22 protein-coding genes are annotated in these 23448 nt (G+C 67.1%); 12 read left to right on the top strand and 10 right to left on the bottom strand.

Annotation, left to right across the window (positions count from 1 at the left end):
* Positions 1-29 precede the first annotated feature (29 nt).
* From AAC979_RS16440 to AAC979_RS16415, 6 genes are all read left to right on the top strand, one after another.
* Complete coding sequence (locus tag AAC979_RS16440; protein WP_371347974.1) at positions 30-1040, top strand: Bug family tripartite tricarboxylate transporter substrate binding protein; 1011 nt, start codon at positions 30-32, stop codon at positions 1038-1040.
* 257 nt (positions 1041-1297) lie between these two features.
* Positions 1298-1798, top strand: a complete 501-nt coding sequence (locus AAC979_RS16435; RefSeq protein ID WP_371347973.1) for a tripartite tricarboxylate transporter TctB family protein — start codon at positions 1298-1300, stop codon at positions 1796-1798.
* Positions 1799-1843: 45 nt separating this feature from the next.
* Complete coding sequence (locus AAC979_RS16430; protein WP_371349084.1) at positions 1844-3358, top strand: tripartite tricarboxylate transporter permease; 1515 nt, start codon at positions 1844-1846, stop codon at positions 3356-3358.
* Positions 3359-3691: 333 nt separating this feature from the next.
* Positions 3692-4420, top strand: coding sequence for a GntR family transcriptional regulator (locus AAC979_RS16425; RefSeq protein WP_371347972.1), 729 nt, complete (start codon positions 3692-3694; stop codon positions 4418-4420).
* A 266-nt stretch (positions 4421-4686) separates the two neighbouring features.
* A complete protein-coding gene (locus AAC979_RS16420; RefSeq protein WP_371347971.1) occupies positions 4687-5148 on the top strand; it encodes a TerB family tellurite resistance protein in 462 nt (153 codons plus the stop codon).
* 103 nt (positions 5149-5251) lie between these two features.
* Complete coding sequence (locus AAC979_RS16415; protein ID WP_371347970.1) at positions 5252-6022, top strand: glutamine amidotransferase; 771 nt, start codon at positions 5252-5254, stop codon at positions 6020-6022.
* 116 nt (positions 6023-6138) lie between these two features.
* On the opposite strand, the gene AAC979_RS16410 is transcribed toward AAC979_RS16415, so the two are convergent.
* The 3 genes from AAC979_RS16410 to AAC979_RS16400 all read right to left on the bottom strand — a co-directional run bounded on the left by AAC979_RS16410 (position 6139) and on the right by AAC979_RS16400 (position 8576).
* Positions 6139-6603, bottom strand: a complete 465-nt coding sequence (locus AAC979_RS16410; RefSeq protein WP_371347969.1) for a MucR family transcriptional regulator — start codon at positions 6601-6603, stop codon at positions 6139-6141.
* A gap of 405 nt (positions 6604-7008) precedes the next feature.
* Complete coding sequence (locus AAC979_RS16405; protein ID WP_371347968.1) at positions 7009-7653, bottom strand: TenA family protein; 645 nt, start codon at positions 7651-7653, stop codon at positions 7009-7011.
* Positions 7654-7766: 113 nt separating this feature from the next.
* Entirely contained in the window at positions 7767-8576 is an 810-nt protein-coding gene (locus AAC979_RS16400; RefSeq protein ID WP_371347967.1) for an SDR family oxidoreductase, read from the bottom strand.
* A gap of 202 nt (positions 8577-8778) precedes the next feature.
* Between AAC979_RS16400 and pucL the strand changes: the two genes are divergently transcribed.
* The 5 genes from pucL to uraD are packed head-to-tail and all read left to right on the top strand — an operon-like array spanning position 8779 to position 15464.
* On the top strand, positions 8779-9618 hold the full coding sequence (gene pucL, locus AAC979_RS16395) for a factor-independent urate hydroxylase (protein WP_371347966.1): 840 nt from the start codon (positions 8779-8781) through the stop codon (positions 9616-9618).
* A 29-nt stretch (positions 9619-9647) separates the two neighbouring features.
* Positions 9648-10481: an FAD binding domain-containing protein gene (locus AAC979_RS16390; protein ID WP_371347965.1), complete on the top strand. Its 834-nt coding sequence runs from the start codon at positions 9648-9650 to the stop codon at positions 10479-10481.
* Entirely contained in the window at positions 10478-13204 is a 2727-nt protein-coding gene (locus AAC979_RS16385) for a molybdopterin-dependent oxidoreductase (protein WP_371347964.1), read from the top strand. Before AAC979_RS16390 ends, AAC979_RS16385 begins: the two co-directional genes overlap by 4 nt.
* On the top strand, positions 13201-14565 hold the full coding sequence (gene guaD / locus AAC979_RS16380; protein WP_371347963.1) for a guanine deaminase: 1365 nt from the start codon (positions 13201-13203) through the stop codon (positions 14563-14565). The genes AAC979_RS16385 and guaD overlap by 4 nt, the downstream gene beginning before the upstream one ends.
* On the top strand, positions 14562-15464 hold the full coding sequence (gene uraD, locus AAC979_RS16375) for a 2-oxo-4-hydroxy-4-carboxy-5-ureidoimidazoline decarboxylase (RefSeq protein WP_371347962.1): 903 nt from the start codon (positions 14562-14564) through the stop codon (positions 15462-15464). The genes guaD and uraD overlap by 4 nt, the downstream gene beginning before the upstream one ends.
* A gap of 21 nt (positions 15465-15485) precedes the next feature.
* On the opposite strand, the gene AAC979_RS16370 is transcribed toward uraD, so the two are convergent.
* From AAC979_RS16370 to AAC979_RS16350, 5 genes are all read right to left on the bottom strand, one after another.
* The gene (locus AAC979_RS16370) at positions 15486-15947 is read right to left on the bottom strand and encodes a flavin reductase (protein ID WP_371349083.1); all 462 of its coding nucleotides are present in this window, start codon (positions 15945-15947) and stop codon (positions 15486-15488) included.
* A gap of 155 nt (positions 15948-16102) precedes the next feature.
* On the bottom strand, positions 16103-17416 hold the full coding sequence (locus tag AAC979_RS16365) for an NtaA/DmoA family FMN-dependent monooxygenase (RefSeq protein WP_371347961.1): 1314 nt from the start codon (positions 17414-17416) through the stop codon (positions 16103-16105).
* Positions 17417-17420: 4 nt separating this feature from the next.
* Entirely contained in the window at positions 17421-18269 is an 849-nt protein-coding gene (locus AAC979_RS16360) for an ABC transporter ATP-binding protein (protein WP_371347960.1), read from the bottom strand.
* Complete coding sequence (locus AAC979_RS16355) at positions 18270-19088, bottom strand: ABC transporter permease (RefSeq protein WP_371347959.1); 819 nt, start codon at positions 19086-19088, stop codon at positions 18270-18272.
* A 309-nt stretch (positions 19089-19397) separates the two neighbouring features.
* Positions 19398-20477, bottom strand: coding sequence for a putative urea ABC transporter substrate-binding protein (locus tag AAC979_RS16350; RefSeq protein ID WP_371347958.1), 1080 nt, complete (start codon positions 20475-20477; stop codon positions 19398-19400).
* Between the two features lie 136 nt (positions 20478-20613).
* Between AAC979_RS16350 and AAC979_RS16345 the strand changes: the two genes are divergently transcribed.
* Positions 20614-21276, top strand: a complete 663-nt coding sequence (locus tag AAC979_RS16345) for a TetR/AcrR family transcriptional regulator (RefSeq protein WP_371347957.1) — start codon at positions 20614-20616, stop codon at positions 21274-21276.
* Between the two features lie 148 nt (positions 21277-21424).
* On the opposite strand, the gene AAC979_RS16340 is transcribed toward AAC979_RS16345, so the two are convergent.
* Complete coding sequence (locus tag AAC979_RS16340; RefSeq protein ID WP_371347956.1) at positions 21425-22867, bottom strand: NAD-dependent succinate-semialdehyde dehydrogenase; 1443 nt, start codon at positions 22865-22867, stop codon at positions 21425-21427.
* A gap of 182 nt (positions 22868-23049) precedes the next feature.
* A complete protein-coding gene (locus tag AAC979_RS16335; protein WP_371347955.1) occupies positions 23050-23409 on the bottom strand; it encodes a DUF1428 domain-containing protein in 360 nt (119 codons plus the stop codon).
* Positions 23410-23448: the final 39 nt, after the last annotated feature.

The following is a 23448-nucleotide window of genomic DNA, read 5'->3' as shown; positions in this document are numbered from 1 at the left end:
GCCAGAACCCTTTGGGAAGGAAACGCCAAATGAAACATCTGCATGCTCTCGGCCTCGGTGCCGTGACCGCTCTTGGCATGACGGCCCTGTCCATGCTGCCGGCCGCCGCCGCCTGGGAACCCACCAAGCCGGTCGAGTTCATCGTGCCCGCCGGCACCGGCGGCGGCGCCGACCAGATGGCCCGTACGCTTCAGGGCATCATCGCCAAGCACGACCTGATGTCGACGCAGCTCGTCGTCATCAACAAGTCGGGCGGCGCCGGCGGCGAGGGCTTCCTCGACGTGAAGAGCAACAAGGGCAATCCGCACAAGATCGTCATCACGCTCTCCAACCTGTTCACTACCCCGCTGGCTACCGGCATTCCCTTCAACTGGAAGGATCTGACCCCGGTCGCGATGCTGGCGCTCGACGAATTCGTGCTGTGGGTGAACGCCCAGGAGCCCTACAAGACCGCGCAGGAATATGAGGCGGCGATCAAGGCGGCGCCGGACAATACCTTCAAGATGGGCGGCACCGGCTCCAAGCAGGAAGACCAGATCATCACCGTCGCCATCGAGAAGGCGCTCGGCAAGAAGATGACCTACATCCCCTATAAGGGCGGTGGCGAAGTCGCGGTGCAGCTCGTCGGCGGCCACATCAATTCGAGCGTGAACAACCCGATCGAGGCCGTCTCCCAGTGGCGCGGCGACAAGCTGCGTCCGCTCTGCGTGTTCGACTCCAAGACGCTGCCCTACACCGACAAGATTCAGGGCGACCTGTCCTGGTCCTCGGTCCCGACCTGCAAGTCCGCCGGTCTTGATGTCGAATATCTCATGCTGCGCGGCATCTTCATGCCCCCGGGCGTGAGCCAGGAGCAGGTCGACTACTTCGTCGAGCTGTTCAAGAAGGTGCGCGAGACCCCCGAGTGGAAGCAGCTCATGAAGGACGGTGCGTTCAACCAGACCTTCATGGCCGGCGACGAATTCAAGGCCTGGCTCGACCAGTCCGAGAAGACCCACAAGGACCTGATGCAGGCGGCTGGCTTCATCGCCGGCAACTGATACGCCCCCTGACGGCGTAGCCCCGAGCACGGCCGACCCCCAAGGGCGATCCCTAAGAGCGATCCTCAAGGGCCGGCCGCGCGATCCTCGACCGGATCGCGGCATGCGCGGCGCGCAAGAGGAGGCGGTGGGCCTCCTCCTTCGCCGCACTCCGGGCGAGACATAACAACAATCATTCAGCGGGCTGGCGCCAGCGTGCCGTCGACGGGCCTTGTCCCGCCGGCCCTGCTTTTGCGCGGATTTTCGGAGACATCTCGATGGAACAGTCTCACCACGGAGCCGAGTCGGGGCCCAAGCAACGCGCCGTTGAAGTCGGCACGGCGCTGCTGACCCTGGCCTTCGGCCTCATCGTCCTCTATGGCAGCATGATCGTCGGCTTCGGGTGGGGCTCGGACGGCCCGCAGGCCGGCTTCTTCCCCTTCTATGTCGGGCTCATCATCTGCATCTGCAGCCTCATCAATGTGGTGGCGGGCCTGCGTGTCGATCCTGACGCGATCTTCGCGGAGAACCAGCAGCTCGTTCAGGTGCTGAAGGTCCTCATCCCCGCCTGCATCTATGTGGCGCTGGTGCCGTTCCTCGGGATCTACATTCCCTCGGTGGCGCTCATCATCCTCTTCATGGTCTGGCTCGGCAATTACGGCTGGCCGCTCTCCCTGGCCGTTGCCTTCGGCGTCCCGGCCTTTTTCTACATCACACTCGAACGGTGGTTCCTGATCCCGCTCCCGAAGGGGCCGGTCGAGGCCATGCTCGGTCTCTGATCCGGACAGACAAGAAGGCCACCCAGGGGGATAGCGCCCATGAACATGATTGCTGAGAATTTCACCTACCTCTACCACGGATTCGGCATCGCCTCCGATCCGTTCAACATCCTGCTGATGGCCATCGGCATTCTGCTGGGCGTCATCATCGGCGTGCTGCCGGGCCTCGGCGGCGCCAACGGCGTCGCCATCCTGCTGCCGCTCACCTTCTCCATGTCGCCGACCTCGGCGATCATCCTGCTGACCTGCATCTATTGGGGCGCGCTGTTCGGCGGCGCCATCACCTCGGTTCTGTTCAACATTCCGGGCGAACCCTGGTCGGTGGCCACAACCTTCGACGGCCATCCAATGGCGCGGTCGGGCCGCGCGGGTGAAGCCCTCACCGCGGCGTTCACCTCGTCCTTCGTCGGCGCCTTCTTCGCGATCGTCATGATCACGCTGATCGCCCCGCTGGTGGCGCAGTTCGCGCTGCAGTTCGGGCCGGCCGAGAAGTTCGCGGTGTATTTCCTTGCCTTCGCCTCCTTCGTCGGCATGAGCAAGGAAACGCCTTCCAAGACCATCGTCTCCATGATGATCGGCTTTGCCCTCGCGGCAGTCGGCCTCGACATGGTGACCGGCCAGCTTCGCCTGACCTTTGGCATCACCGAACTGCTCAACGGCTTCGACTTCCTCATCGCGGTCATCGGTCTGTTCGGTATCGGCGAAATCCTGCTGACGATGGAAGAGGGACTGGAGTTCCGCGGCAAGGCGGCGAAGATCGACCCCAAGGTGGTGTGGAAGACCTGGAAGACGCTTCCGCGCTACTGGGTGACCTCGCTGCGCTCCTGCATCATCGGCTGCTGGATGGGCATCACCCCGGCGGGCGCCACCCCGGCCTCCTTCATGGCCTATGGCATCGCCAAGCGCGTGTCGAAGAACGGCAAGAACTTCGGAAATGGCGAGATCGAGGGCGTCGTCGCTCCCGAAACCGCCGCGCACGCCGCCGGCACCGCCGCCATGCTGCCCATGCTGGCGCTCGGCGTTCCCGGTTCGCCGACCGCCGCGGTTCTGCTCGGTGGCCTGCTGATCTGGGGTCTGCAGCCCGGTCCGATGCTCTTCGTCGAGCAGGCGGAGTTCGTGTGGGGTCTCATCGCCTCCATGTATCTCGGCAACATCGTCGGCCTGATCCTCGTGCTGACCACGGTGCCGCTGTTCGCCTCGATCCTGCGCATCCCCTTCTCGATCATCGCCCCGGTGATCCTGGTGATCTGCGCCATCGGTGCCTACACGGTGAACAATAACGTCTTCGACGTGCTGATGATGATGGTGTTCGGCGTCCTCGGCTACCTGCTGAAGAAGACGAACTACCCGCTGGCGCCGCTGGTGCTGGCCATCGTGCTCGGCGACAGCGCCGAGGAAGCCTTCCGCCAGGCGCTGCTGTCCTCCGGCGGCACCATCTCGGTGTTCTGGTCGAACGGTCTGGTGTCCTCGATCATGGGCCTCGGCCTCATCGCCGGCCTGTGGCCGCTGATCGGCCTGGCGCTTGGCAAGCTGCGCGGGACTTCCGCCCAGCCGGCCTGACGCCGATAATCAACGGGCCCGCCGCGCGCCAGCGTGCGGCGGGTTCAGCCGCGAGGAGGATGACGTAACGTCATCCTCCTCGGGCGCCCAGGCGAAGGGCGGGGCCAATCGCTCTTCCGCCGAATCCCTCGCCCCCGGAGAGGGAAATCGGGCCATCAACGGTCGCGGGACACTCCGCCGCCCGAGCCACGCAGCAGAAAGTGGCCGGCGGACGGAGGCGCGAACCGACGTTTCGGGGGGACGGGAGGCAACGCCAATGATTTATGCCGATACGGAGCTTCACCGCCGACGCCCTGGGCCGCTGCCCGGGCGCAGGCCGGAGACGGAAGCCTCATGATGAGCGTCGAGAGCACCATTCGCCGTGTCAATGGAGGAGCGGCCAAGCTCTCCGTGGCGCCGCTCGAAGACACCTCCACCTTCAAGAACCGCGCCTATACCGCGCTGAAGGAGGTGATCGTCTCGCTCAACATCTATGACCAGCCCAGCGAGGTGCGCCTCGATGAGCGCCAACTGGCGCAGAGCCTGGGCGTCAGCCGCACGCCGGTGCGCGAGGCGATGGCCCAGCTTGAGCGCGAGGGCTTCGTGCACTCCGTGCCGCGGCGCGGCATCTATGTGGTGCGCAAGACGCGCCGTGAAGTGATCGAGATGATCCAGGTCTGGGCGGCGCTTGAAAGCCTCGCCGCCCGTCTCATCACCGTGCATGCCACGGATGAGGAGATCGGCAGGCTGCGGCAGATGTTCGCCTCCTTCGACGAGGGCGGCGGCCCGCACGCCAAGCTCGACGAATATTCCGAGGTCAACATCCAGTTCCACCAGACGATCATCGCCATGGGCGGCAACGGCATTCTCGTCAATCTGGCGGAAAACCTGTTTACCCATATGCGGATGATCCGGCGCAAGACGATCGGCGAGGAGAACCGGGCCGACCGCTCGATCCAGGATCATCTCGCCATCATCCAGGCGCTGGAGGCGCGCGATACCGACGCGGCCGAGGTGCTGGTGCGCAACCATGCGCTCGGCCTCGCCGACCATGTCGCGCGCTACGCCGACTATCTCGAATAGGGCCGCCGGCCGGCGCCCTGTCCGCAACCTCGACCCGGCGGGTTCCTCGACCCCGCCGGGCTTTTTTGCGTCAGGCGGGTGCAGGCGTGACTGGCGGAGCCGTAGCGCCAGGGTGTGGCGGCTCTGCACCGGCGTCGCGGCTTCGGTCGCGCGCGGCCGAGCGGCCGTTGCACCCTTGCGGGGATTGCTTTACCCACGGCTCAGGTCCTTTGCCGGGCCCATCCCAATTCCGAGCCGACCGACACGCTGCGGAGGAGCCGCCCTTCATGCTGCGCTCGCTGACCGATTTTATCGCCGAGATCGCCGGGGGTGGTCGCGAGGCCTCCGCTTTTGCCGAGAATGACTACCGGCTGGCGGCCGCGGCGCTGCTGGTGCATGTGGTGACGATCGACGGCGTGATCGGCGCCGACGAGATGGACAAGCTGCGCCGCCTGCTTGCGGCCCGGTTCACCCTTTCCGAGGATGACGCGGAAAAGCTGCTTGAAGCCGCCATCGCCCGCGACGCCGAGGCAGTCGACCTCTACGGCTTCACCAGCGTGCTGAACCGCGCCATGGATGAGGAAGGCCGCCGCCGGGTGGTGGAGATGATGTTCGAGGTCGCCTATGCCGATGGCGGGCTGACCGAGTTCGAGGACAATCTGGTCTGGCGCGCGGCGGAACTGCTGAATGTCACCTCGCGCGACCGCGTCGACATCCGCAAGCGGGTGCGCGACGCTTTTGAGGGCTGAGCACCGGGCGGCGCCGTCGGGGGTTGAGGCGCGCGGCGAATCGTGGCGTCATCCTTGCTTGGCGAAAGCGAGCGCTTCCCGCCCCGTTCGTGCCGACGAGATCATGGCTGTCGCAGACACTCCGCTTCCCGTTCTCATCGTGCTCCACCAGGAGCATTCCTCTCCCGGCCGCGTCGGGCGGCTTCTGGCCGAGCGCGGGCACCGGCTTGACATCCGCCGACCCTGCCTCGGCGAGGAACTGCCGGAGACGCTGGCCGGCCATGCCGGCGCCGTGGTGTTCGGCGGCCCGCAAAGCGCCAATGACAGCCATGACTATATTCGCCGCGAGATCGACTGGCTGGGCGTGCCGCTGCGCGAGGGCAAGCCCTATCTCGGCATCTGCCTCGGCGCGCAGATGCTGGCGCGCCATCTCGGCGCCCGCGTCGCACCTCATCCCGAAGGGCTGGTCGAGATCGGCTACTACCCGATCCGCGCCACCGAGGCGGGCGCCCGCATGCTGGGGGCGCCGGCGCCCGCCGGCCCGACCTGGCCGGACCATGTCTATCACTGGCACCGCGAGGGCTTCGATCTCGCCACCGGCGCCGAACTTCTCGCCCAGGGGCCGACCTTCCCCAACCAGGCGTTCCGCTACGGCGAGCGCGCCTTCGGTATCCAGTTTCACCCGGAGGTGACGCATCACATGATGTGCCGCTGGACGGTGCAGGGCGGTGAGCGGCTGGACCTGCCGGGGGCCCGCCCGCGCCGGGCGCATTTCAGCGACCGCCTCCAGCACGATGCGCGCATCCGGCTGTGGCTGGAGGCGTTTCTCGAGCGGTGGCTGGGGGAGGAAGATCCTGCTCTTCGCGCCGGAGACGCAGGCACGTGCATGTCGTGAGCGCCGGCCCGCGGCTCGGCGGGCCGATCTTCACCTCATGAAAAAGGCAGCGCCGGTGCCGGCGCTGCCTTTTTTCGATGTCTCAAGGGCGGGAGGCGAGGAGGCGATGCCCCGCCTCAGGCAACCTTCTTGGCGCGGCCGCGCGGCTTGGCCGCCGGGGCGGGCGCCGGCTTCTTGCGCTGCTGGCCGAGACCCATCTTCTTCGCCAGATTGGAACGCGCCTCGGCATAGCTGGGAGCGACCATGGGATAGTCGTTCGGCAGGCCCCATTTGGCGCGGTAATCTTCCGGCGTCATATTGTACTTGGTGCGCAGGTGACGCTTCAGCGACTTGAACTTGAGGCCGTCTTCCAGGCAGATGATATATTCCGGCGTCACCGATTTCTTCACCGGCACCGCAGGCTTCAGCACCTCTTCGACAACAGCCGGGGCAGGAGCGGAGAGACGAAGCAGGGCGCCGTGGACCTTGGCGATCAGATCGGGAAGTTCGGCGGCGGGCACCGAGTTGTTGCCGACAAAAGCCGCAACGACATCCGCGGTAAGGCCGAGATAATCGGCCGACACGGCATCCTGCTCAGACATCTATTTTCTCCATTGAGACTGAGATGGATTTAACATCAAACGAGCAAACGTCAATAAGCAAATAGCAAGCAAAGCGGCAGCGATATGGCAGCTTTGTCAGCCCCAAACGAAAAAATTCACGCGCTGCCCCCTGTTTTGACGGCGGCCGCGTGGCGCCCCCCATGTTCCGACGGCGCGTGGTCAAGTCGAATGAAGTGCTGTGGCGGCAAAGGTTTGCCACGCTTCTGCGCGGTAACACGCCTTGCGAGACGAGGGGTGCTCCTGTACTGCCGCAACGTCAGAGATCGGCGCGGGCAACGTCCGCAGGACAGCAGGGTTAAACGTTTTAGTACGCACAATTTCTTGATGAGTGCCGCCGCCAAGTACAATCCTTGAGCGGCGGTGTACATCCATTGGTTTATCGAATCACTCGTAGATGTGATCGAAGAATGCCCTTTCCAGCGTGACGGCACGACGAAAGAAGGCGGCGGCATTAGCCCGCACGGCGGAGTCGGCGGCGGCGCCCACACGATCCAATTCGCCGCGTAGCCAGGTCACGAAGGTGCGGAATTCCGCATTATTGTGCAGGGTGATCCATTCTGCATGCACGAAGTCGGGCGGAAGCGGAGCATCGGGACGGTCCGCCCAGCTCAAATAGAGCCATTCGGCGACGGCGAGCACGGCGAGACAGCTCGCATAATCCCGGCTGGCGGCGGCGTCCTTCATCAGGGTCTGGAAGCCGGCCGTAGGCGCGGTGAGCACCGGATGGATGCGCTCGGCCTCCGGCACGCCGAGCGCGACGAAGGCGCGCTGGAAATAGGTGTTCTCGTCGCTGGTGATCATCGCCGCGAACTGGGCGAAGCGGATGCGCGACCCGAAGCGGTCGGCCGTGGCGATCGCCATGCCGAGCAGGGCGACGAAGCCGTCGATGAACTGGTAGTCCTGCGTCAGATAGCGGCGCATGACCTCCGGCGGCACCGTGCCGGCGAATATCTCCCCGACAAAACGATGGTCGACGCAGGCTTGCCAGTCCTGCGCGCTTTCCTGGCGCAGGTCATCGCTGAAGCTCATCCGTTGCTCTCCGTCATCTGGTCCGATCCAGGGCTTATCTAGAGAGCCTTGCGGAGATGTGAAATCATCGCGCGGCCCTTGCGCGCACTATGCTTAACGTGGGCGCGGATGGTTCACATGCGGATCGACTGCCCGCCATCGACGATGAGCACATGGCCGTTGACGAAGGAGGCCTCATCCGAGGCCAGGAACACGGCGGCGGCCCCGATTTCCGGCGGATGACCCCAGCGGCCGACGGGCACGCGGGTATCGACGAAAGCGGAGAAGGCGGCATCGGCGACGAGGCCGGCATTGGTCTCGGTGGCGAACATGCCGGGGGCGATGGCGTTGCTGGTGATGCCGGCCCGCGCATAATCCACCGCCAGCGCCCGCATCAGCCCGCCGAGCCCGGCCTTGGCGGCGGTGTAGACGGGATCATGGCGGTTGGCGATGTGGGCGGCGATCGAGGTGACGGTGATCAGCCGGCCATGCCGGTGCGCCGCCATGTGCTCTGCTGCTTCGCGCGCCAGCAGCATCGGGCCGATGAGATCGGCGGCGATCAGCGCCTCCATTTCGCCGGCGGTGAAATCCTTCAGCGGCCGTCGGTCGCGGGCGCCGACATTGTTGACCAAAATGTCGAGCCGGCCATGTTCCCCCGCTATGGCGGCGATGGCCGCGCGGCCGGCGTCGGCGTCGGCGACATCGAAGGGGGCAGTGGCGACCGCGCGGCCGGTCGCGGCGGCGAGAGCGGCGGCGGCGGCGTCCAGCCGTCCGGCGTGGCGGCCATTGATCACCACCCGGGCGCCGGCGGCGGCGAGCGCCTTCGCCATTTCGAAGCCGAGCCCGCGCCCCGCCCCCGTTACCAGCGCGACGCGGCCGTCAAGCCGGAAAGGGCGCTGCAGGGTATGCGACGGGGAGGCGTCGGAAGAGGGAGGAAGGTTCATGGCACACCCGGCTGGGAAATGAGCACCCATTTTCACCCGGTCGGCGCGCCGGCGCCACCCGCTTCCCGCGCCGCCGGGCTCCGCGATGTTGCGGTCCGCCCGATCCGGGTGGCTTCCGCCGGGCGTGGCCCGGTGTCAGACTGGCACCGCTTTCGCATAGGCGTTTATCAAACGACCGATCCGTTGCCGGGGGACAGTGCCGATGCCGCTCATTTCCAACAGCTATGGCAAGGGGCGCGTGCGCATCATGCGGGTTGCGCGCGACAGCGCCCGCCATGAGGTGCGCGAGCTTTCCGTGCAGGCGATGCTGACCGGCGATTTTGCCGCTGCCTACACACAGGGCGACAACCGGCAGGTGATCGCCACCGATTCGATCAAGAACATCATCAACATTGTCGCCCGCGACCATGTCGGGGCGGAGAACGAGGTGTTCGCCGGCGTGCTCGCGCAGTATTTTCTCGACCGCTACCCTCATGTCGCCGGCGTTGAGGTCACCGCGCATGAGACGAAGTGGCGGCGGCTGGTGGTCGATGGCGCCGCGCATGACCATGCCTTTGTGCTCGATGGTAATGGCAAGCCCTTCGTCCGGCTGGAGGCGACGCGCGAGGGAAGCCGGCTCGCTTCCGGGGTCGACGGCTATACCTTCCTCAAGACCACCGAGTCGGGCTGGGAAGATTACTGGGTCGATGAGGCGACGACGCTGAAGCCGACCGCCGACCGCCTGTTCGCCACCGCCATGGAGGCGACCTGGCGGTGGAGCGGCACGCCCGCGAGCTACGCCGCCGCCAATGCCGCGGTGCTCGATGCAGCGCTCAAGGTGTTTGCCACCACCTACAGCCCGGGCGTGCAGGCGACGCTGTACCAGATGGGCGAAGCGGTGCTCGCCGCCGTGCCCGAGGTGGCCGAGATGTCCATGGCCTGCCCGAACAAGCATTATCTCCCCATCGACCTGTCGCCCTTCGGCCGCGCCTTTGACGGGCAGGTCTTTACCCCGACCGACGAGCCGCACGGCCAGATCGTCTGCACGGTGGGGCGCCGCTGAGCGGGCAGCAACGGCCGCAGGGATCAGGCATGGACTTGAACGGGGTCACCGAAGTGCTGCGACCGCGCGTACGGGCGGAGCTTCCGGCCGCGCGCGGGGGCGACGCGGTGGTGGGTGGCGGCACCTGGCTGTTCTCCGAGCCGCAGCCTTCGGTACGGCGGCTCGTCGATCTCGCCGGGCTCGGCTGGGAGCCTTTCCGCGCCGGGGCGGACGGGCTGAGCATTTCCGCCACCTGCACCGTCGCCGAACTGAACGGTTTCGAGCCGCCGGTGGCGTGGCGGGCGGCCAGCCTCATCCGGGCGTGCTGCCGCTCCTTCCTCGCCTCGTTCAAGATCTGGAACACGGCGACGGTGGGCGGCAATATCTGCCTCGGCCTGCCCGCCGGGCCGATGATCTCGCTCGCGGTCGCGCTGGAGGGCGAGGGCATTGTCTGGGGACCGGACGGCGCCGAGCGGCGCGCGCGGGTCGCCGATCTTGTGCGCGGCCCGCGCGAGGTGGCGCTGGCGCCGGGTGAGGTGCTGCGCTCGGTGGAGCTGCCGGCGGCGGCGCTGCGCCGCCGGGCGGCCTTCCGCCGCGCGTCGCTCACCCCGCTGGGGCGTTCCGGCGTGCTGCTGATCGGCACGCGCGCGGACGATGGCGGCTTCGCGCTCACCGTGACCGCCGCCACAAGGCGGCCGGTGGAAATCGCCTTTCCCGCTGTGCCAAGCTCCGCCGGCCTCGCCGCGCGGCTGGCAGCGGCGATCCCTCAGTCGCTCTATTATGACGACATGCACGGCCGGCCGGACTGGCGGCGCCACATGACTCACCTGCTGGCGCAGGAGATCCGCGACGAACTGGACCAACGGGATGAGGGGCGCGCGTGAGGCTGAGCGTCAATGGCCAGGCGATCGAGACCGAGGCGCGGCCGGGCCAGTGCCTGCGCACCCTGATGCGGGAATTGGGCTGGTTCGGGGTGAAGAAGGGGTGCGATGCCGGCGATTGCGGCGCCTGCACGGTGCATCTCGACGGCCGGCCGGTGCATAGCTGTGTCACGCCCGCCTTCCGTGCCGAGGGGCGCGCCGTTACCACCATTGAAGGGCTGGCGGCGACGTGCGAGGGCGAGGGTCTGCACCCGGTGCAGGAGGCCTTCCTGAAGGCACAGGGATTCCAGTGCGGCTTCTGCACCGCCGGCATGGTGATGACGTCAGCCGCGCTCGACCAGGGCCAGCGCGCGGACCTGCCGGACGCGCTCAAGGGCAATCTGTGCCGCTGCACCGGCTATGCCGCCATCGCCGATGCGGTGGCCGGGATCGCGACGGTGGAGGCCGACGCGCGGCAGGGCCGCGTGGGCTGCTCCGTGGCCGCGCCGGCCGGGCCGGCCATCGTCACCGGGGCCGCGCGCTACACCATGGATGTGGCGCCGGAGGGCGAGCTGGCGGGGCTGCTGCACATGAAGCTGCTGCGCTCGCCGCATCCGCACGCGCGCATCCGTGCCATCGACACGGCGGCGGCGCTGGCCCTTCCGGGGGTGGTGGCCGTGCTGACGCATGAGGACGCGCCGTCACGGTTGTTCTCCTCCGCGCGTCACCACCACGCCACCGACGATGCCGACGACACCCGCGTGCTCGACGCGGTGGTGCGCCATGTCGGCCAGCGCGTGGCCGCCGTGGTGGCGGTGAGCGAAGCCGCGGGAGAGGCCGGATGCGCCGCGATCCGCGTGGACTATGAGCTGCTGCCGGCGGTTTTCGACCCCGAGGATGCCATGGCGCCCGGCGCGCCGCTGGTGCATGGGGACAAAGGGCCGGAGAGCCGCATCGCGGAGGCCTCCCGCAACATCGCCGCCGCGCTGGCGGGCGGGGTGGGGGACATCGCCGCCGGGCTGGACGAGGCCGATGTGATCCACACGGCGACCTATGAGAGCCAGCGCGTCCAGCACGCCCATCTCGAAACCCATGGCTGCATTGGCTGGCGTGACGCCGAGGGGCGGCTGGTGATCCGCAGTTCCACCCAGACGCCCTTCCTCACCCGTGACGCGCTGGCCGCCCTTTACGACCTGCCGCGCGAGAGCGTGCGGGTCTTCGCGGAACGGGTCGGCGGCGGCTTCGGCGGCAAGCAGGAAATGCTGACCGAGGACATCGTGGCGCTGGCGGTGCTGAAAACCGGGCGGCCGGTCAAGCTGGAATATACCCGCGAAGAGCAGTTCGCCGCTTCCACCAGCCGCCATCCGATGAAGGTGACGGTGACGCTCGGCGCGACGCGGGACGGGCGGCTGACCGCCTTCTCCATGCGCATGCTGCTGAACACCGGCGCCTATGGCAACCATGCGGCGGGTGTGCTGTTCCACGGTTCGGGAGAGAGCGTCGCGCTCTATAACTGCCCGAACAAGCGGGTGGAAGGCTGGTCGGTCTACACCCATTCCCTGCCCAGCGGTGCCTTTCGCGGCTATGGGCTGAGCCAGACCGTTTTCGCCGTGGAATCGGCCATAGACGAGCTGGCGCACAAGCTCGGCATGGACCCCGTCGCGCTGCGGCGGCTGAACATGGTGCGGCCGGGCGATGCGATGGTGTCGTCCGGTCCGCCGCACCACGATGTCGAGATGGGCAGCTACGGGCTCGACCAGTGCCTCGACCGGGTGGAGGCCGAACTGGCCGGGCCGCTGCCGACACTGCTGGGCGCGGAGTGGCAGGTCGGGCGCGGCATCGCGGCAGCCATGATCGACACCATTCCCCCGCGCGGCCATGTCGCGCAGACGCGGCTGATGCTGACGCCCGACGGCACCTACGAGCTGCGCACCGGCACGGCGGAATTCGGCAACGGCACCACCACCGTGCATGTGCAGATCGCTGCCACGCTGCTCAGCGCCCGCCCGGGGCAGATTAGCGTGCGCCAGTCCGACACCGCCCATGTCGACCACGACACCGGCGCTTACGGTTCGACCGGTACGGTGGTGGCCGGCAGCGCGACGCAGGCGGCGGCGGCGCGTTTGGCGGCGCTCATCCGCGAGGCCGCGGCCGCCCGGCTGGATGTGCCGGCGGGCGACTGCCGGATCGAGGGCGAGGCGGTGGTGGCGGGCGAGAGGCGGATCGCCCTCGCCGCGCTGGCGCCGCTGGAGGCCTTGGGCGACGCGGCGGGCAGTCCGCGTTCGGTGGCGTTCAATGTGCAGGGCTTCGAGGTCGCGGTGCATGGGCGCACCGGCGAAATCCGCATTCTGCGCTCCCTCCATGCCGCGGATGCCGGCACGGTGGTCAACCCGATGCAGTGCCGCGGCCAGGTGGAAGGCGGCGTGGCGCAGGCGATCGGCGCCGCGCTCTATGAGCGGCTGATCATGGACGATCAGGGGGCGGTGACCAATGCCAGCTTTCGCGGCTACCATATCCCCGCCTTCGCCGATGTGCGGCGCACGCAGGTGTTCTTCGCCGAAACCTATGACTCCATCGGTCCTATGGGAGCGAAGTCGATGAGCGAAAGCCCGTTCAATCCGGTGGCGGCGGCGCTCGCCAATGCGATCTTCGACGCCACCGGCGTGCGGTTGCGCGCGACGCCCTTCGTGGCGGATGAACTCTACGCACTGCTGCCCGCCCAGATGGCGGAAGAGGCGGCGTCATGAGCGGGAGCCTTCAATCGCGGGTGCTGCGCGGGCCGGCGGCGACGCTGGCGGGCAATCCGTTCGAGCAGCCCTCGCGCGGCTGCCTCATCACCCATGACGACGCGCTCATCGTCATCGAGGACGGGCGGATCGCCGCCTTCGGCCCCTATGCGGAACTCAGCGACACGCTGCCCGAGGGCGTGGCGGTGGAGCATTTTCCCGGCCATCTCCTCGTGCCCGGTTTCATCGACGCGCATGTGCATTATCCGCAGATGCAGGTGATCGGCGCCTTCGGCACGCAATTGCTGGAATGGCTGGAGACCTACACCTTCCCCGCCGAGATGAGCTTCGCCGATTCCGGCCATGCCGGGCGGGTGGCGCATCTGTTCCTGCGCGAATTGCTGCGCGCCGGCACGACGACGGCGATGGTCTACTGCACGGTCCATCCGTCATCGGTGGACGCCTTCTTCACCGAAGCGGCGCGGTTCGATGCGCGGATGATAGCCGGCAAAGTGCTGATGGATCGCCACGCGCCGGCGGCTTTGCTGGATACGGCCCAGCGCGGCTATGACGAGAGCCTCGCTTTGATCGAGCGCTGGCACGGGCGGGGGCGGGCGCTCTACTGCGTCACCCCGCGCTTCGCGCCGACCTCGACCGAGGCGCAGCTCGACGCCGCCGGGGCGTTGCTGAAGACACGCGACGGCCTCTTCCTGCAGACGCATCTGTGCGAGAATCCGGCCGAAATCGAATGGGTGCGGGAGCTTTTCCCCGCGCGCGCCTCCTATCTCGATGTCTATGCCCAGGCCGGGCTGGTGGGGCCGCGTTCCATGTTCGGCCATGGCATACATCTGCATGAGGCCGATTTCTGCACCTGTCACCAGGCGGGAGCGGCGCTGGCGCATTGCCCGACCTCCAACCTCTTTCTCGGCAGCGGCTTGTTCCGCCTGTTCGAGGCGGTGGACCCCCGCCGGCCGGTGAAGGTCGGACTCGGCACCGATGTTGGCGGCGGCACCTCGCTGTCGCAATTGCAGACGCTGAACGAGGCGTACAAGGTCGCGGCCATGGTCGGGCAGAAGCTCGATGCGGTGCAGGGCTTCTATCTCGCCACATCAGGCGGGGCGCGGGCGCTCGGACTGGAGGACCGCGTCGGCCGGCTGGCGCCGGGGATGGAGGCCGATATCTGCGTGCTCGACCCGAAGGCGACCCCGTTCATGGCGTTCCGCGCCGGCTATTGCGCCTCGATGGAGGAAGTGCTGTTTCTCCTGATGACGCTCGGCGACGACCGGGCCGTGCGCGCCACCTATGTCGCCGGCCGGCCCGTCTACGACCGCGACCGGCCGGGCGATGCGTTCCGGCCCGTGCATGGTGAGGAGCAACCGTGACGCATCCCGTCTCCCTCGACACGCTGAACACGCTCGACCGCGACGGCTTCATTGCCGCGCTGGACGGCATTTTCGAGCACGCGCCCTGGGTGGCGGAAGCCGCCTTCGCCCATGCGCCCTTCGCCACGGTGACGGCGTTGCACGAGGCGCTGATGGCGGCGGTGTGGGCGCGGCCGGAGGCGGAGCGCATCGCGTTCGTGGCGGCGCATCCCGATCTGGCGGGAAAGGCGGCACGGGCCGGCGATATCGCCCCAGCTTCGGTGTCCGAACAGGCGGGGCTGGGGCTGGACCGGCTGTCCGAGGCCGAATTCACGCGATTCGAGCGGCTGAACGCCGCCTATCACGCCCGCTTCGGCTTTCCCTTCGTCATCTGTGTGCGGCGGCAGACGCGCGACGCATTGCTCGACGCCTTCGACGCGCGGCTACTGCACAAGCGGGAGGAGGAACTCGCCGCCGCCCTGGTCGAAATCGGCCATATCACCGCGCTGCGGCTGGTGGAGCGCGTGGTGGGGACGGGTCAGCCCAACGTGTTCGGCCGCCTGTCCACACATGTGCTCGACACCCATAGAGGTGGACCAGCGCAGGGCGTGCGGGTGGAGCTTTACGAGGTGGGAGCCAGCGCGCGGGCGCTTCTCACCGAAGCGGTGACCAATGCGGACGGACGCACCGATGCGCCACTGATCTCCGGCGCGCCGCTGCGGGCGGGGCGCTATGAGCTGGTGTTCCATGTCGGCGCCTATTTCGCCGCACGCGGGCTCGATTTGCCGGGGGCGGGCCTGACCGGCCCGGCCTTTCTCGACACGGTTCCAATCCGCTTCGGCATCGCCGAGCCGGAGGGGCACTATCATGTGCCGCTGGTGGTGACGCCGTGGAGCTATTCCACCTATCGCGGGAGCTGAGCGGCGCGCCTTGAGCGCGCCTCAGTCGTCGGTGGGGCCGGACAGCGTGTGGTAGCGGCGGCTGTAATAGATCAGGCTCTCATGCGAGCCGCCTTCGGCGACGCCGACCACCTCGCAGAACAGCACGTCATGGGTGCCGACCTCGACGGTGCGAACGATGCGGCAGTCGAAGGCGACGACCGCTCCCTCCAGCAGGGGTGCGCCCGTGACGGCGGCCCGCCAGTTGCCGCTGGCGAAGCGCTCCTCCGGCGGGGTGCGGCCGCCGAACAGGTTGGACAGCGGCTCGTGCCCCGCCGCCAGCGTGTTGATGCAGACGACGCCATTGGCGTGCACGGGAGGGGCGGCGGAGGAACCCTTGTTGAGGCACACCAGCAGGGTCGGCGGGCTGTCAGTGACCGAGCACACCGCAGAGGCGGTGAAGCCGTGGCGACCGCCCGGCCCGTCTGTGGTGACGATGTTCACCGCCGCGCCGAGGCGGGCCATGGCGTTGCGGAAGCCCTGCCGCGTCACCGGCGGCGGACCATTATCGGGAGCGCCGTCGAGCGGCGAGCACGGGGGGGACATGCCCTTCTCCTTCCTGCCGGATGAAGGCCGGCACCCGGGGCGCGGGGAATCCGCGCCCCATTGGCTCGCGCGGGTCAGAACTCGCGCAGATTGTCGCGCAGCAATTGGTGCTTGTATTCGGTGCGCACGAGGCCGCGGGCCTGCAGCTCCGGCACCAGCCCGTCGCAGATCTCGGCGATGTAGCGGCGGGAGACCCGCAGCACCGGCGTGGTGATGAGGAAGCCGTCGCCACCAACCTCGGCCATCGCCTCGCCCATCTTGTCGGCGACCTGCGCCGGAGTGCCGATCAGTTCCATGGAGGAGACGAGGCCGCCGCCGCCCGAGGCCGCGAGCTCGCGCAGCGTCTTGCCCGAGCCCCATTGCTGGAACTTGTCGAGCGTGCCGGATTCGCCGTTGGTGACGAGCTTTTCCGGCAGAGGCTTGTCGAGGTCGTATTTTGAGAAGTCGATCTCGGTGATGGCGGAGATGGAGATCAGCACGTCGGTGACGAAATTGTCCGACATGGTGACGTTCTCGTAGCGGGCGCGCGCTTCCGCTTCCGTCTCGCCCAGACTCGGGCAGATGCAGAAGAACACCTTGATGTCGTCGGGGTTGCGGCCGATGGCCTCGGCGCGGGCGCGGATGTCGGCGCGGAACGCCTTCATGCCCTCAACGCCATTGGCGACCGAGACGATGGCGTCGGCATAGCGGGCGGCGAAGTCGCGCCCGCGCGGCGAGGCGCCGGCCTGCAGATAGACCGGGCGGCGCTGCGGCGAGGGCACGGTGTTGAGCGGCCCGCGCACCTGGTAATAGGTGCCCTTGTGGTCGATGGTGTGGACCTTGGAGCCATCGGCATAGATGCCGTTCTTGCGGTCCAGCACCACGGCGTCCGGCTCCCAGCTGTTGAACAGCTTGTCGCAGACTTCCATGTATTCCTCGGCCATGGCGTAGCGGTCCTCGCGCGGAGGCAGCTTGTCCATGCCGAAATTCTTCGCCATCAGATCCTCAGCCGAGGTGACGACGTTCCAGCCGAAACGGCCCTTGGTGAGGCTGTCGATGGTGGAGGACAGGCGCGCCAGCATGAAGGGCGGGTAGGCCATGGTCGACATGGTGGCGACGACGCCGAGATGCTGCGTCGCCATGCCCATGGCCACCGCCAGCGGCGCGGGATCCGCCTTCGGCACCATCATGGCGTGCTTCAGCGAGAGATCGCGCGAGCCGCCATAGGTCTCCGGCACCATCAGCTTGTCTTCGATCATGATCAGATCGAAGCAGGCGCGCTCCATCGCCTGGGCCATCTCGATATAGAACCGGCCGTCCCACGGATTGCCGCCCTGGCCGAAGGGTTCGCGCCATTCGTCGGGCGTGAAGTTCATGAACCAGGCGAGGTGGAAGCGCTTGTCGGCCATTGTGTCAGTCCTTCACTAGAACAGTCTCGAAGGCCGGGACGGACGGGCTGTCCACGGCTGTGTCGGCGGTGCCCAGCAGGGCGAGGCGCACACGCGCGCGCTCCGCCTCGAACAGGCGGGATTCGCGCACGCTGCGGCACTTGGCTTCGAAATCGGAGACGATGCTGGCACCGAAGCGCTCCGGCGCCTGCGGGTCGTTGCGCCGCTTGTCGACGGCGATGACGCGGGTGCCGAGGAGGAAGGCTTCGGGCAGATCATGCGTGACCATGACGATGGTCATGCGGTTCTCTTCCCAGAGTTCGCCGACCAGTTCGTGCATGGATTTGCGGGTGCCGGGGTCGAGTGCGCCGAACGGCTCGTCCAGCAGCAGCACCTTCGGCTTCATGATCAACGCCTGCGCCAGAGCGAGGCGCTGCTGCATGCCGCCTGACAATTGCGCCGGGTATTTGTCCGCGTGCTCGCCGAGGCCGACGCGGGTGAGCAACGCCATCGCCTTCTTTTCCAGCGCCCTGCGGCGAGCGCCGAAGAAGCGGCCGAGAATGGGCGCGCCCGCCCATTGCGGGCCCATCATCACATTGCCCAGCACGGTGCGGTGCGGGAACACGGAATAGCGCTGGAACACCACGCCCCGGTCGGCGGTGGGCTCGGCGGCGATGGGCTCGCCGTCGATCAGAATGCGCCCGCGCGTCGGGCGCTCCTGCGACAGCAGCATGCGCAGCAGCGTGGTCTTGCCGACGCCGGAGGGGCCGATGATGACGAGGAATTCGTGGTCGTCGAGCGACAGGTTGACCTGTTCGAGCACGACGCGCTCGTCATATTCCTTCCAGACATTCTCGAAGGTGATGGTGGTCATTCAGGCCGCCTTTATCTGGTCCCAGGGATAGGCGGCGACGGCGAGGCGGCGCAGCGCGTAATCCATGAGGAAGGCGAGAAGGGTGATCCAGATGACGTAGGGAAGGATCACATCCATGGCGAGGTAGCGCCGCACCAGGAAGATGCGGTAGCCCAGCCCGCCTTCGGAGGTGATGGCCTCCGCCGCGATGACGAACAGCCAGGCGGCGCCGAGCGAGAGCCGCACCGAGTCGATGAGGCGCGGCATCACCTGCGGCAGCACCACGCCGGAGATCATCTGCCAGGTCGAGGCGCCGAGCGTCTGCGCCTTGATGATCTGCTCGGTCGGCAGCGCCGAGACGCGCAGCATCACGTCGCGGATGATGAAGGGGGCGATGCCGAACACGATCAGCACGATCTTCGAGGCCTCGCCAAGGCCGAAGAGGATGAACAGGATCGGCAGCACCGCCAGCGGCGGAATGAGCGAAAACGCGGCGAAGAACGGCTCGAAGGTGGCGCGCAGATAGGGCACGAAACCGACGATGATGCCGAGCACGAGGCCGAGCACCGCGGAAATGCCGAGGCCGATGAACAGGCGCTGCAGGCTGAGCCAGGTGTCCCACCACAGGAGATACTGGCTCGTCGCCCTGTCCACCGTGGTCGCCATGCGCACCATGGTGTTCCAGAAGCTGGCGAAGCTCGGCATCAGCTTGTCGGCCGGCTCCACCGCGAGGCGGGCATTGGAGCCCAGCATGTAGATCGCCAGCACCAGGATGAAGGGCAGGATGGCGAGGATGAGCCGCACGCCGGGGCGGGGGGCGTAGTTGATGATGCGACGCATGGAGCCTTCCATCTGAAGGGTGTCGTCCCGGCTTCGCCGGTGTCTCTCCTCGGCCCAAGGGCCGCCTTGGCGCGCCCTCTCCGGGGAGGGCGCGGAACGATGCGAGGGCCGTGTCGTCGCCCCACGGAGCCGAAGGCGGAGCGCCGAGCCGGAACCAGGTGCCGCGCGCGGCTGCAGGTGTCACCGCGATCTTTCCGCTTCGTCGGCCCGGCCGCTGGTTACAGGGCGCTGGTTCCGGGTCGCTGGTCCCCGGACCGGCGCCGCGCGCCGCGTGTCCGGGGACCGGATGCGGAGAGGGAGCGCCGCCGCTCACAGCTTCCCGTCGGCCGCGTCCTTGGTGAAGCTGGCGTTGACCCGCATCTTGATGTTCGCCTTGTCGCCCAGCACGGTGCCGTCGGCGACTTCGATGCCGATGGAGTCGACGCTGGTGGCGCCCTGGCCGAACAGGCCCTGCTGGAAGCAGAACGTGCGGATGTTGTTCCAGATCTTGGCGTTTTCGGGCGACAGCAGGAAGCTGGCCGCCTCCTGAGGGGTGTAGAAGAAATGGGTGGTGTCGAGCTGCGCCTGCAGGCCGCTCGCATCCGTGCCCATGGCGCTGGTCATCACCGCGCGCATGTCCTCGGCCTTCTCGCCCCCGGCCTTGAGGATGCCGAGCGCCTCATACCAGGCGCCGACGACGGCCTTGGCGAAGTCCGGATTGTCCTTGAGCGTGGCGGTGTTGCCGATGAACACGTCCATGATCTCGCCGGGGATCTTGGAGCTGTCGAACAGGTTGGTGGTGCCGGCGACCTTGAGCATGTCCTCGGTGAGCGGCTTCCACGAGACCGCGTGCTTCATCGCGTCCTGTGAGATGAAGGCGGCGGAGATTTCCGCATCGGAGATGTTCACCGTCTTGGCGGCGGTGGGGTCGTCGATGCCGGCGAGCTGCAGGCCCCGGTTCAGCAGATAGTGCGAGACGCTGTACTGCAGCAGATACACGTCCTGGCCGGCGAGTTCCTTCACATCCTTGGCGGTCTTGGAAACGACGATGTCGTTGCCGTTGGAATAGTCGGTGATCAGCAGGATGGAGGTGTCGACGCCGCCGGCGGCGGGCATGGTCAGGCCGTCCATGGAGGCGACGCCGACGGCGTCGATCTCCCCGGCGATGAACTGATTGATCGAGCCGACATAGTCGTTGGCCTGGATGATCTCGACATCAATGCCGTATTTGTCGGCCCATTTCTTCATGATGCCGGAGGACTTGAGATAGGCGAAGGGCATGAAGCCGATATAGACGGTGTAGGCGACCTTGAAACTTTTCTTCGGGGCGGCATACGCGGCGGGGGCTCCCGCAAGGGCGGCGGCGGCGAGGCTGGCGAAAACGGCTGCAGCCCTGATTATGCGCTTCATGAGGGGTGGCTCCGGTCGCTGAATTGGCTGGACCGGGCTATTAAACGGTGACTTAATATCGGGTGCAAGCCCAACAAATGGGCACGCTTAGCATATGTGCAAGGCAGAAAATTCCGTACAAATACGGAGGAAACGCATGACCGCCCGCCCCGCGCGCAAGCGCCTGCAGCCCGCCGAGCGGCGGGTGATGATCCTCGAAGAAGCCTTGCGGCTGTTCGCGGCGCGCCATTTCTCGGTGGTCACCGTTCGCGACATCGCGCTGGTCTGCGACATCAATGTCGGGCTGCTTTACCACTACTTCGCCAATAAGGATGATCTCGTGCGGCGCGCTCTTGGGCATGCCATCGAGCAGTTGATGGCCGGCTATGAGGAACGGCGCGCGGCCGGGGCCGAGCCGCTGGCGGAAATCCTCGCCTGGCTCGACATCCATATGGAACTGGCCCCGACATTGGCGCTAATGGTCAAGCTGATGAGCGACTATGCCAGCTCCGGCCTGCGCGACGAAGAACTCGACGCGCTGATCGCCGGCTTCTATGGCCGTGAGAAGCAGTTGCTTGAAGGAGCGCTGGCGCGCGGTGTGGCGAGCGGCGACTTCGCTCCCGTGGATATCGCCCGCACCGCTCGGCGCATCGGCCTGATGCTCGACGGCATTTTCTACGCTTCGGCCAGCCGGGGCGATGAGCGCATCCTCGACGACATTGCCGACCTCGCCGATTTCGTGCGGGAACTGCTGGCGGTGCCGCGGGCGCCGGCGGCGTTGCCCGCCGCGAGCGCGTCGGCGCAGCGCTCCCTGTCATGAAAAGGCCGGTCGCGGGGACCGGCCGTCTGATGCGTTGTTCCGCTTGCCGGTTTAGAGGCTGGTCTGATCAGGTTAATAAGATCTGATCGGACCAGCCACTAGAATATTGAGGTTCTACTGATCTGAAGAGATCAGATCGGGATGTGATCTAGAGTCCAACGCAGACATATTTGATGTCGAGATATTCCTCGATACCGTATTTCGAGCCTTCACGACCGACGCCCGATTCCTTAACCCCGCCAAAGGGCGCCACTTCCGTGGTGATGACGCCGGCATTGATGCCGACCTGGCCGTAGCGCAGGTTCTCCGAGACACGGAAGGCGCGGGCGAGATCGCGCGTGTAGAAATAGCAGGCGAGGCCGAACTCGGTATCGTTGGCGAGGCGCACCGCCTCTTCCTCGGTCTCGAAGCGGAACACCGGGGCGACGGGGCCGAAAATCTCTTCGCGGGCGAAATTCATCTCCGGCGTGGCGCCGGCGATGACGGTCGGCTGGAAGAACTGCCCGCCGAGTTCATGCCGCCCGCCGCCGGTGACCACCTTGCCGCCCTTGGCGAGGGCGTCGGCGACGAAGCTCTCGGTCTTGGCTACCGCCTTGTCGTCGATCAGCGGGCCCTGCACCACGCCCTCGTCAAGGCCGGAGCCAACCTTGAGCCTGGCCGAGGCGGCGGCGAGCTTCTCGACGAAGGCGTCATAGATCCCGGCCTGGGCATAGAAGCGGTTGGCGCAGACACAGGTCTGGCCGGAGTTGCGGTATTTCGAGGCGATGGCGCCTTCCACCGCCTTGTCGAGATCGGCATCATCGAAGATGAGGAAGGGCGCGTTGCCGCCCAGTTCCATCGAGACACGCTTCACCGTATCGGCAGCCTGCTTCATCAGCAGCTTGCCGATGGGGGTGGAGCCGGTGAAGGTGATCTTGCGCACGGTGGGGCTGGAGGTCATCTCGCCGCCAATGGCCGAGGCCGAGCCGGTGAGGATGTTCACGACGCCCTTGGGGTAGCCCGCCTGTTCGCACAGAACGCCCCAGGCGAGGCCGGAATAGGGGGTCTGGGTCGCCGGCTTCATCACCGAGGTGCAGCCGGTGGCCAGCGCCGGCCCGATCTTGCGCGCCGCCATGGAGGAGGGAAAGTTCCACGGCGTGATGGCGGCCACCACGCCGACGGGCTGCTTGGTGACGAGAATGCGCCGCTCGCCCCAGGGCGAGGGGATGGTGTCGCCATAGACGCGGCGGGCTTCTTCCGAGAACCACAGCACATAGGCGGCGCTGGCGCCGACCTCGCCCATGGATTCGGCAAGCGGCTTGCCCTGCTCGATGGTCAGGAGTTCGGCCAGCGCCCGCTGATTGTCCATGATGACGGCGTGCAGGCGGCGCAGCAGCTTGGCGCGCTCATCCGCCGTGGTGCGCGAGAAGCTCTCGAACGCGGTCGCGGCGGCAGCGATGGCGCGCCGTGTTTCGTCCGCGCCGGCATTGGGCACGGTGCCGATCACCTCGCCCGTGGCGGGGTTGGTGACCTCGATCGTGCCGCCGGCATCGGCGCCCACCCACTGCCCGTCGATGAAATTCGCGTCGCGCTTGAAATCCGCCCAGTTCATGGGTTCCGCCTCTCCATCAGGGGAAGGCTGAAGAACCCGCCAGGCGGTACGCCCTGACCGGCTCAGCCTTCCGGGGCGCGGCCCTCCTGGCCGGCGCCGGCCAAGGCTATTTAGCGCCCGGCCGGCAAAGCGACAATCGCCGGGCGATCACATCGGTTGTGACGGTGCGGGCAGTGCGTGGTTCAGTTTCGCGTCTGGTCGAGCAGCGGAGCGAAGCCGCCGAAGATCATGCGCTGCCCGTCAAAGGGCATGTCGGTCATGCCCGCGAGGCGCGGATCGGCCATGAATTTCTCCATACCGGCCTCGCGCGCCTCGCGCGAAGGCCATTCGATCCAGGAGAAGACCACTGTTTCTTCGGGCGTCGCCTGCACGGCGCGCCGGAAATCGGTGACCTTGCCGTCCGGCACATTGTCACCCCAGGTCTCGACCACCCGAAGAGCGCCATGTTCCAAGAAAATTGGCGCGGCCATCTCGGCGAGGGTGCGATAGGCGTCCTTCTTGTCGGTCGGCACGGCGATGACGAAGCCGTCAATATAGCTCATGGCGTCCTCCTGTATCCGCCGGGGGCGGTCCACGACTCT

This window comes from Ancylobacter sp. IITR112 (assembly GCF_041415945.1).
In the GTDB taxonomy this organism is placed as follows: Bacteria; Pseudomonadota; Alphaproteobacteria; order Rhizobiales; family Xanthobacteraceae; genus Ancylobacter.
Note: the sequence above shows the minus strand (reverse complement) of the source record. Positions and strands in the feature narration are given on the sequence as shown.

Coding starts and splice junctions, on each gene's coding strand:
- AAC979_RS16440 (WP_371347974.1), top strand. CDS start 30: ATGAAACATCTGCATGCTCTCGGCCTCGGTGCCGTGACCGCTCTTGGC.
- AAC979_RS16435 (WP_371347973.1), top strand. CDS start 1,298: ATGGAACAGTCTCACCACGGAGCCGAGTCGGGGCCCAAGCAACGCGCC.
- AAC979_RS16430 (WP_371349084.1), top strand. CDS start 1,844: ATGATTGCTGAGAATTTCACCTACCTCTACCACGGATTCGGCATCGCC.
- AAC979_RS16425 (WP_371347972.1), top strand. CDS start 3,692: ATGATGAGCGTCGAGAGCACCATTCGCCGTGTCAATGGAGGAGCGGCC.
- AAC979_RS16420 (WP_371347971.1), top strand. CDS start 4,687: ATGCTGCGCTCGCTGACCGATTTTATCGCCGAGATCGCCGGGGGTGGT.
- AAC979_RS16415 (WP_371347970.1), top strand. CDS start 5,252: ATGGCTGTCGCAGACACTCCGCTTCCCGTTCTCATCGTGCTCCACCAG.
- AAC979_RS16410 (WP_371347969.1), bottom strand. CDS start 6,603: ATGTCTGAGCAGGATGCCGTGTCGGCCGATTATCTCGGCCTTACCGCG.
- AAC979_RS16405 (WP_371347968.1), bottom strand. CDS start 7,653: ATGAGCTTCAGCGATGACCTGCGCCAGGAAAGCGCGCAGGACTGGCAA.
- AAC979_RS16400 (WP_371347967.1), bottom strand. CDS start 8,576: ATGAACCTTCCTCCCTCTTCCGACGCCTCCCCGTCGCATACCCTGCAG.
- pucL (WP_371347966.1), top strand. CDS start 8,779: ATGCCGCTCATTTCCAACAGCTATGGCAAGGGGCGCGTGCGCATCATG.
- AAC979_RS16390 (WP_371347965.1), top strand. CDS start 9,648: ATGGACTTGAACGGGGTCACCGAAGTGCTGCGACCGCGCGTACGGGCG.
- guaD (WP_371347963.1), top strand. CDS start 13,201: ATGAGCGGGAGCCTTCAATCGCGGGTGCTGCGCGGGCCGGCGGCGACG.
- AAC979_RS16370 (WP_371349083.1), bottom strand. CDS start 15,947: ATGGCCCGCCTCGGCGCGGCGGTGAACATCGTCACCACAGACGGGCCG.
- AAC979_RS16365 (WP_371347961.1), bottom strand. CDS start 17,416: ATGGCCGACAAGCGCTTCCACCTCGCCTGGTTCATGAACTTCACGCCC.
- AAC979_RS16360 (WP_371347960.1), bottom strand. CDS start 18,269: ATGACCACCATCACCTTCGAGAATGTCTGGAAGGAATATGACGAGCGC.
- AAC979_RS16355 (WP_371347959.1), bottom strand. CDS start 19,088: ATGCGTCGCATCATCAACTACGCCCCCCGCCCCGGCGTGCGGCTCATC.
- AAC979_RS16350 (WP_371347958.1), bottom strand. CDS start 20,477: ATGAAGCGCATAATCAGGGCTGCAGCCGTTTTCGCCAGCCTCGCCGCC.
- AAC979_RS16345 (WP_371347957.1), top strand. CDS start 20,614: ATGACCGCCCGCCCCGCGCGCAAGCGCCTGCAGCCCGCCGAGCGGCGG.
- AAC979_RS16340 (WP_371347956.1), bottom strand. CDS start 22,867: ATGAACTGGGCGGATTTCAAGCGCGACGCGAATTTCATCGACGGGCAG.
- AAC979_RS16335 (WP_371347955.1), bottom strand. CDS start 23,409: ATGAGCTATATTGACGGCTTCGTCATCGCCGTGCCGACCGACAAGAAG.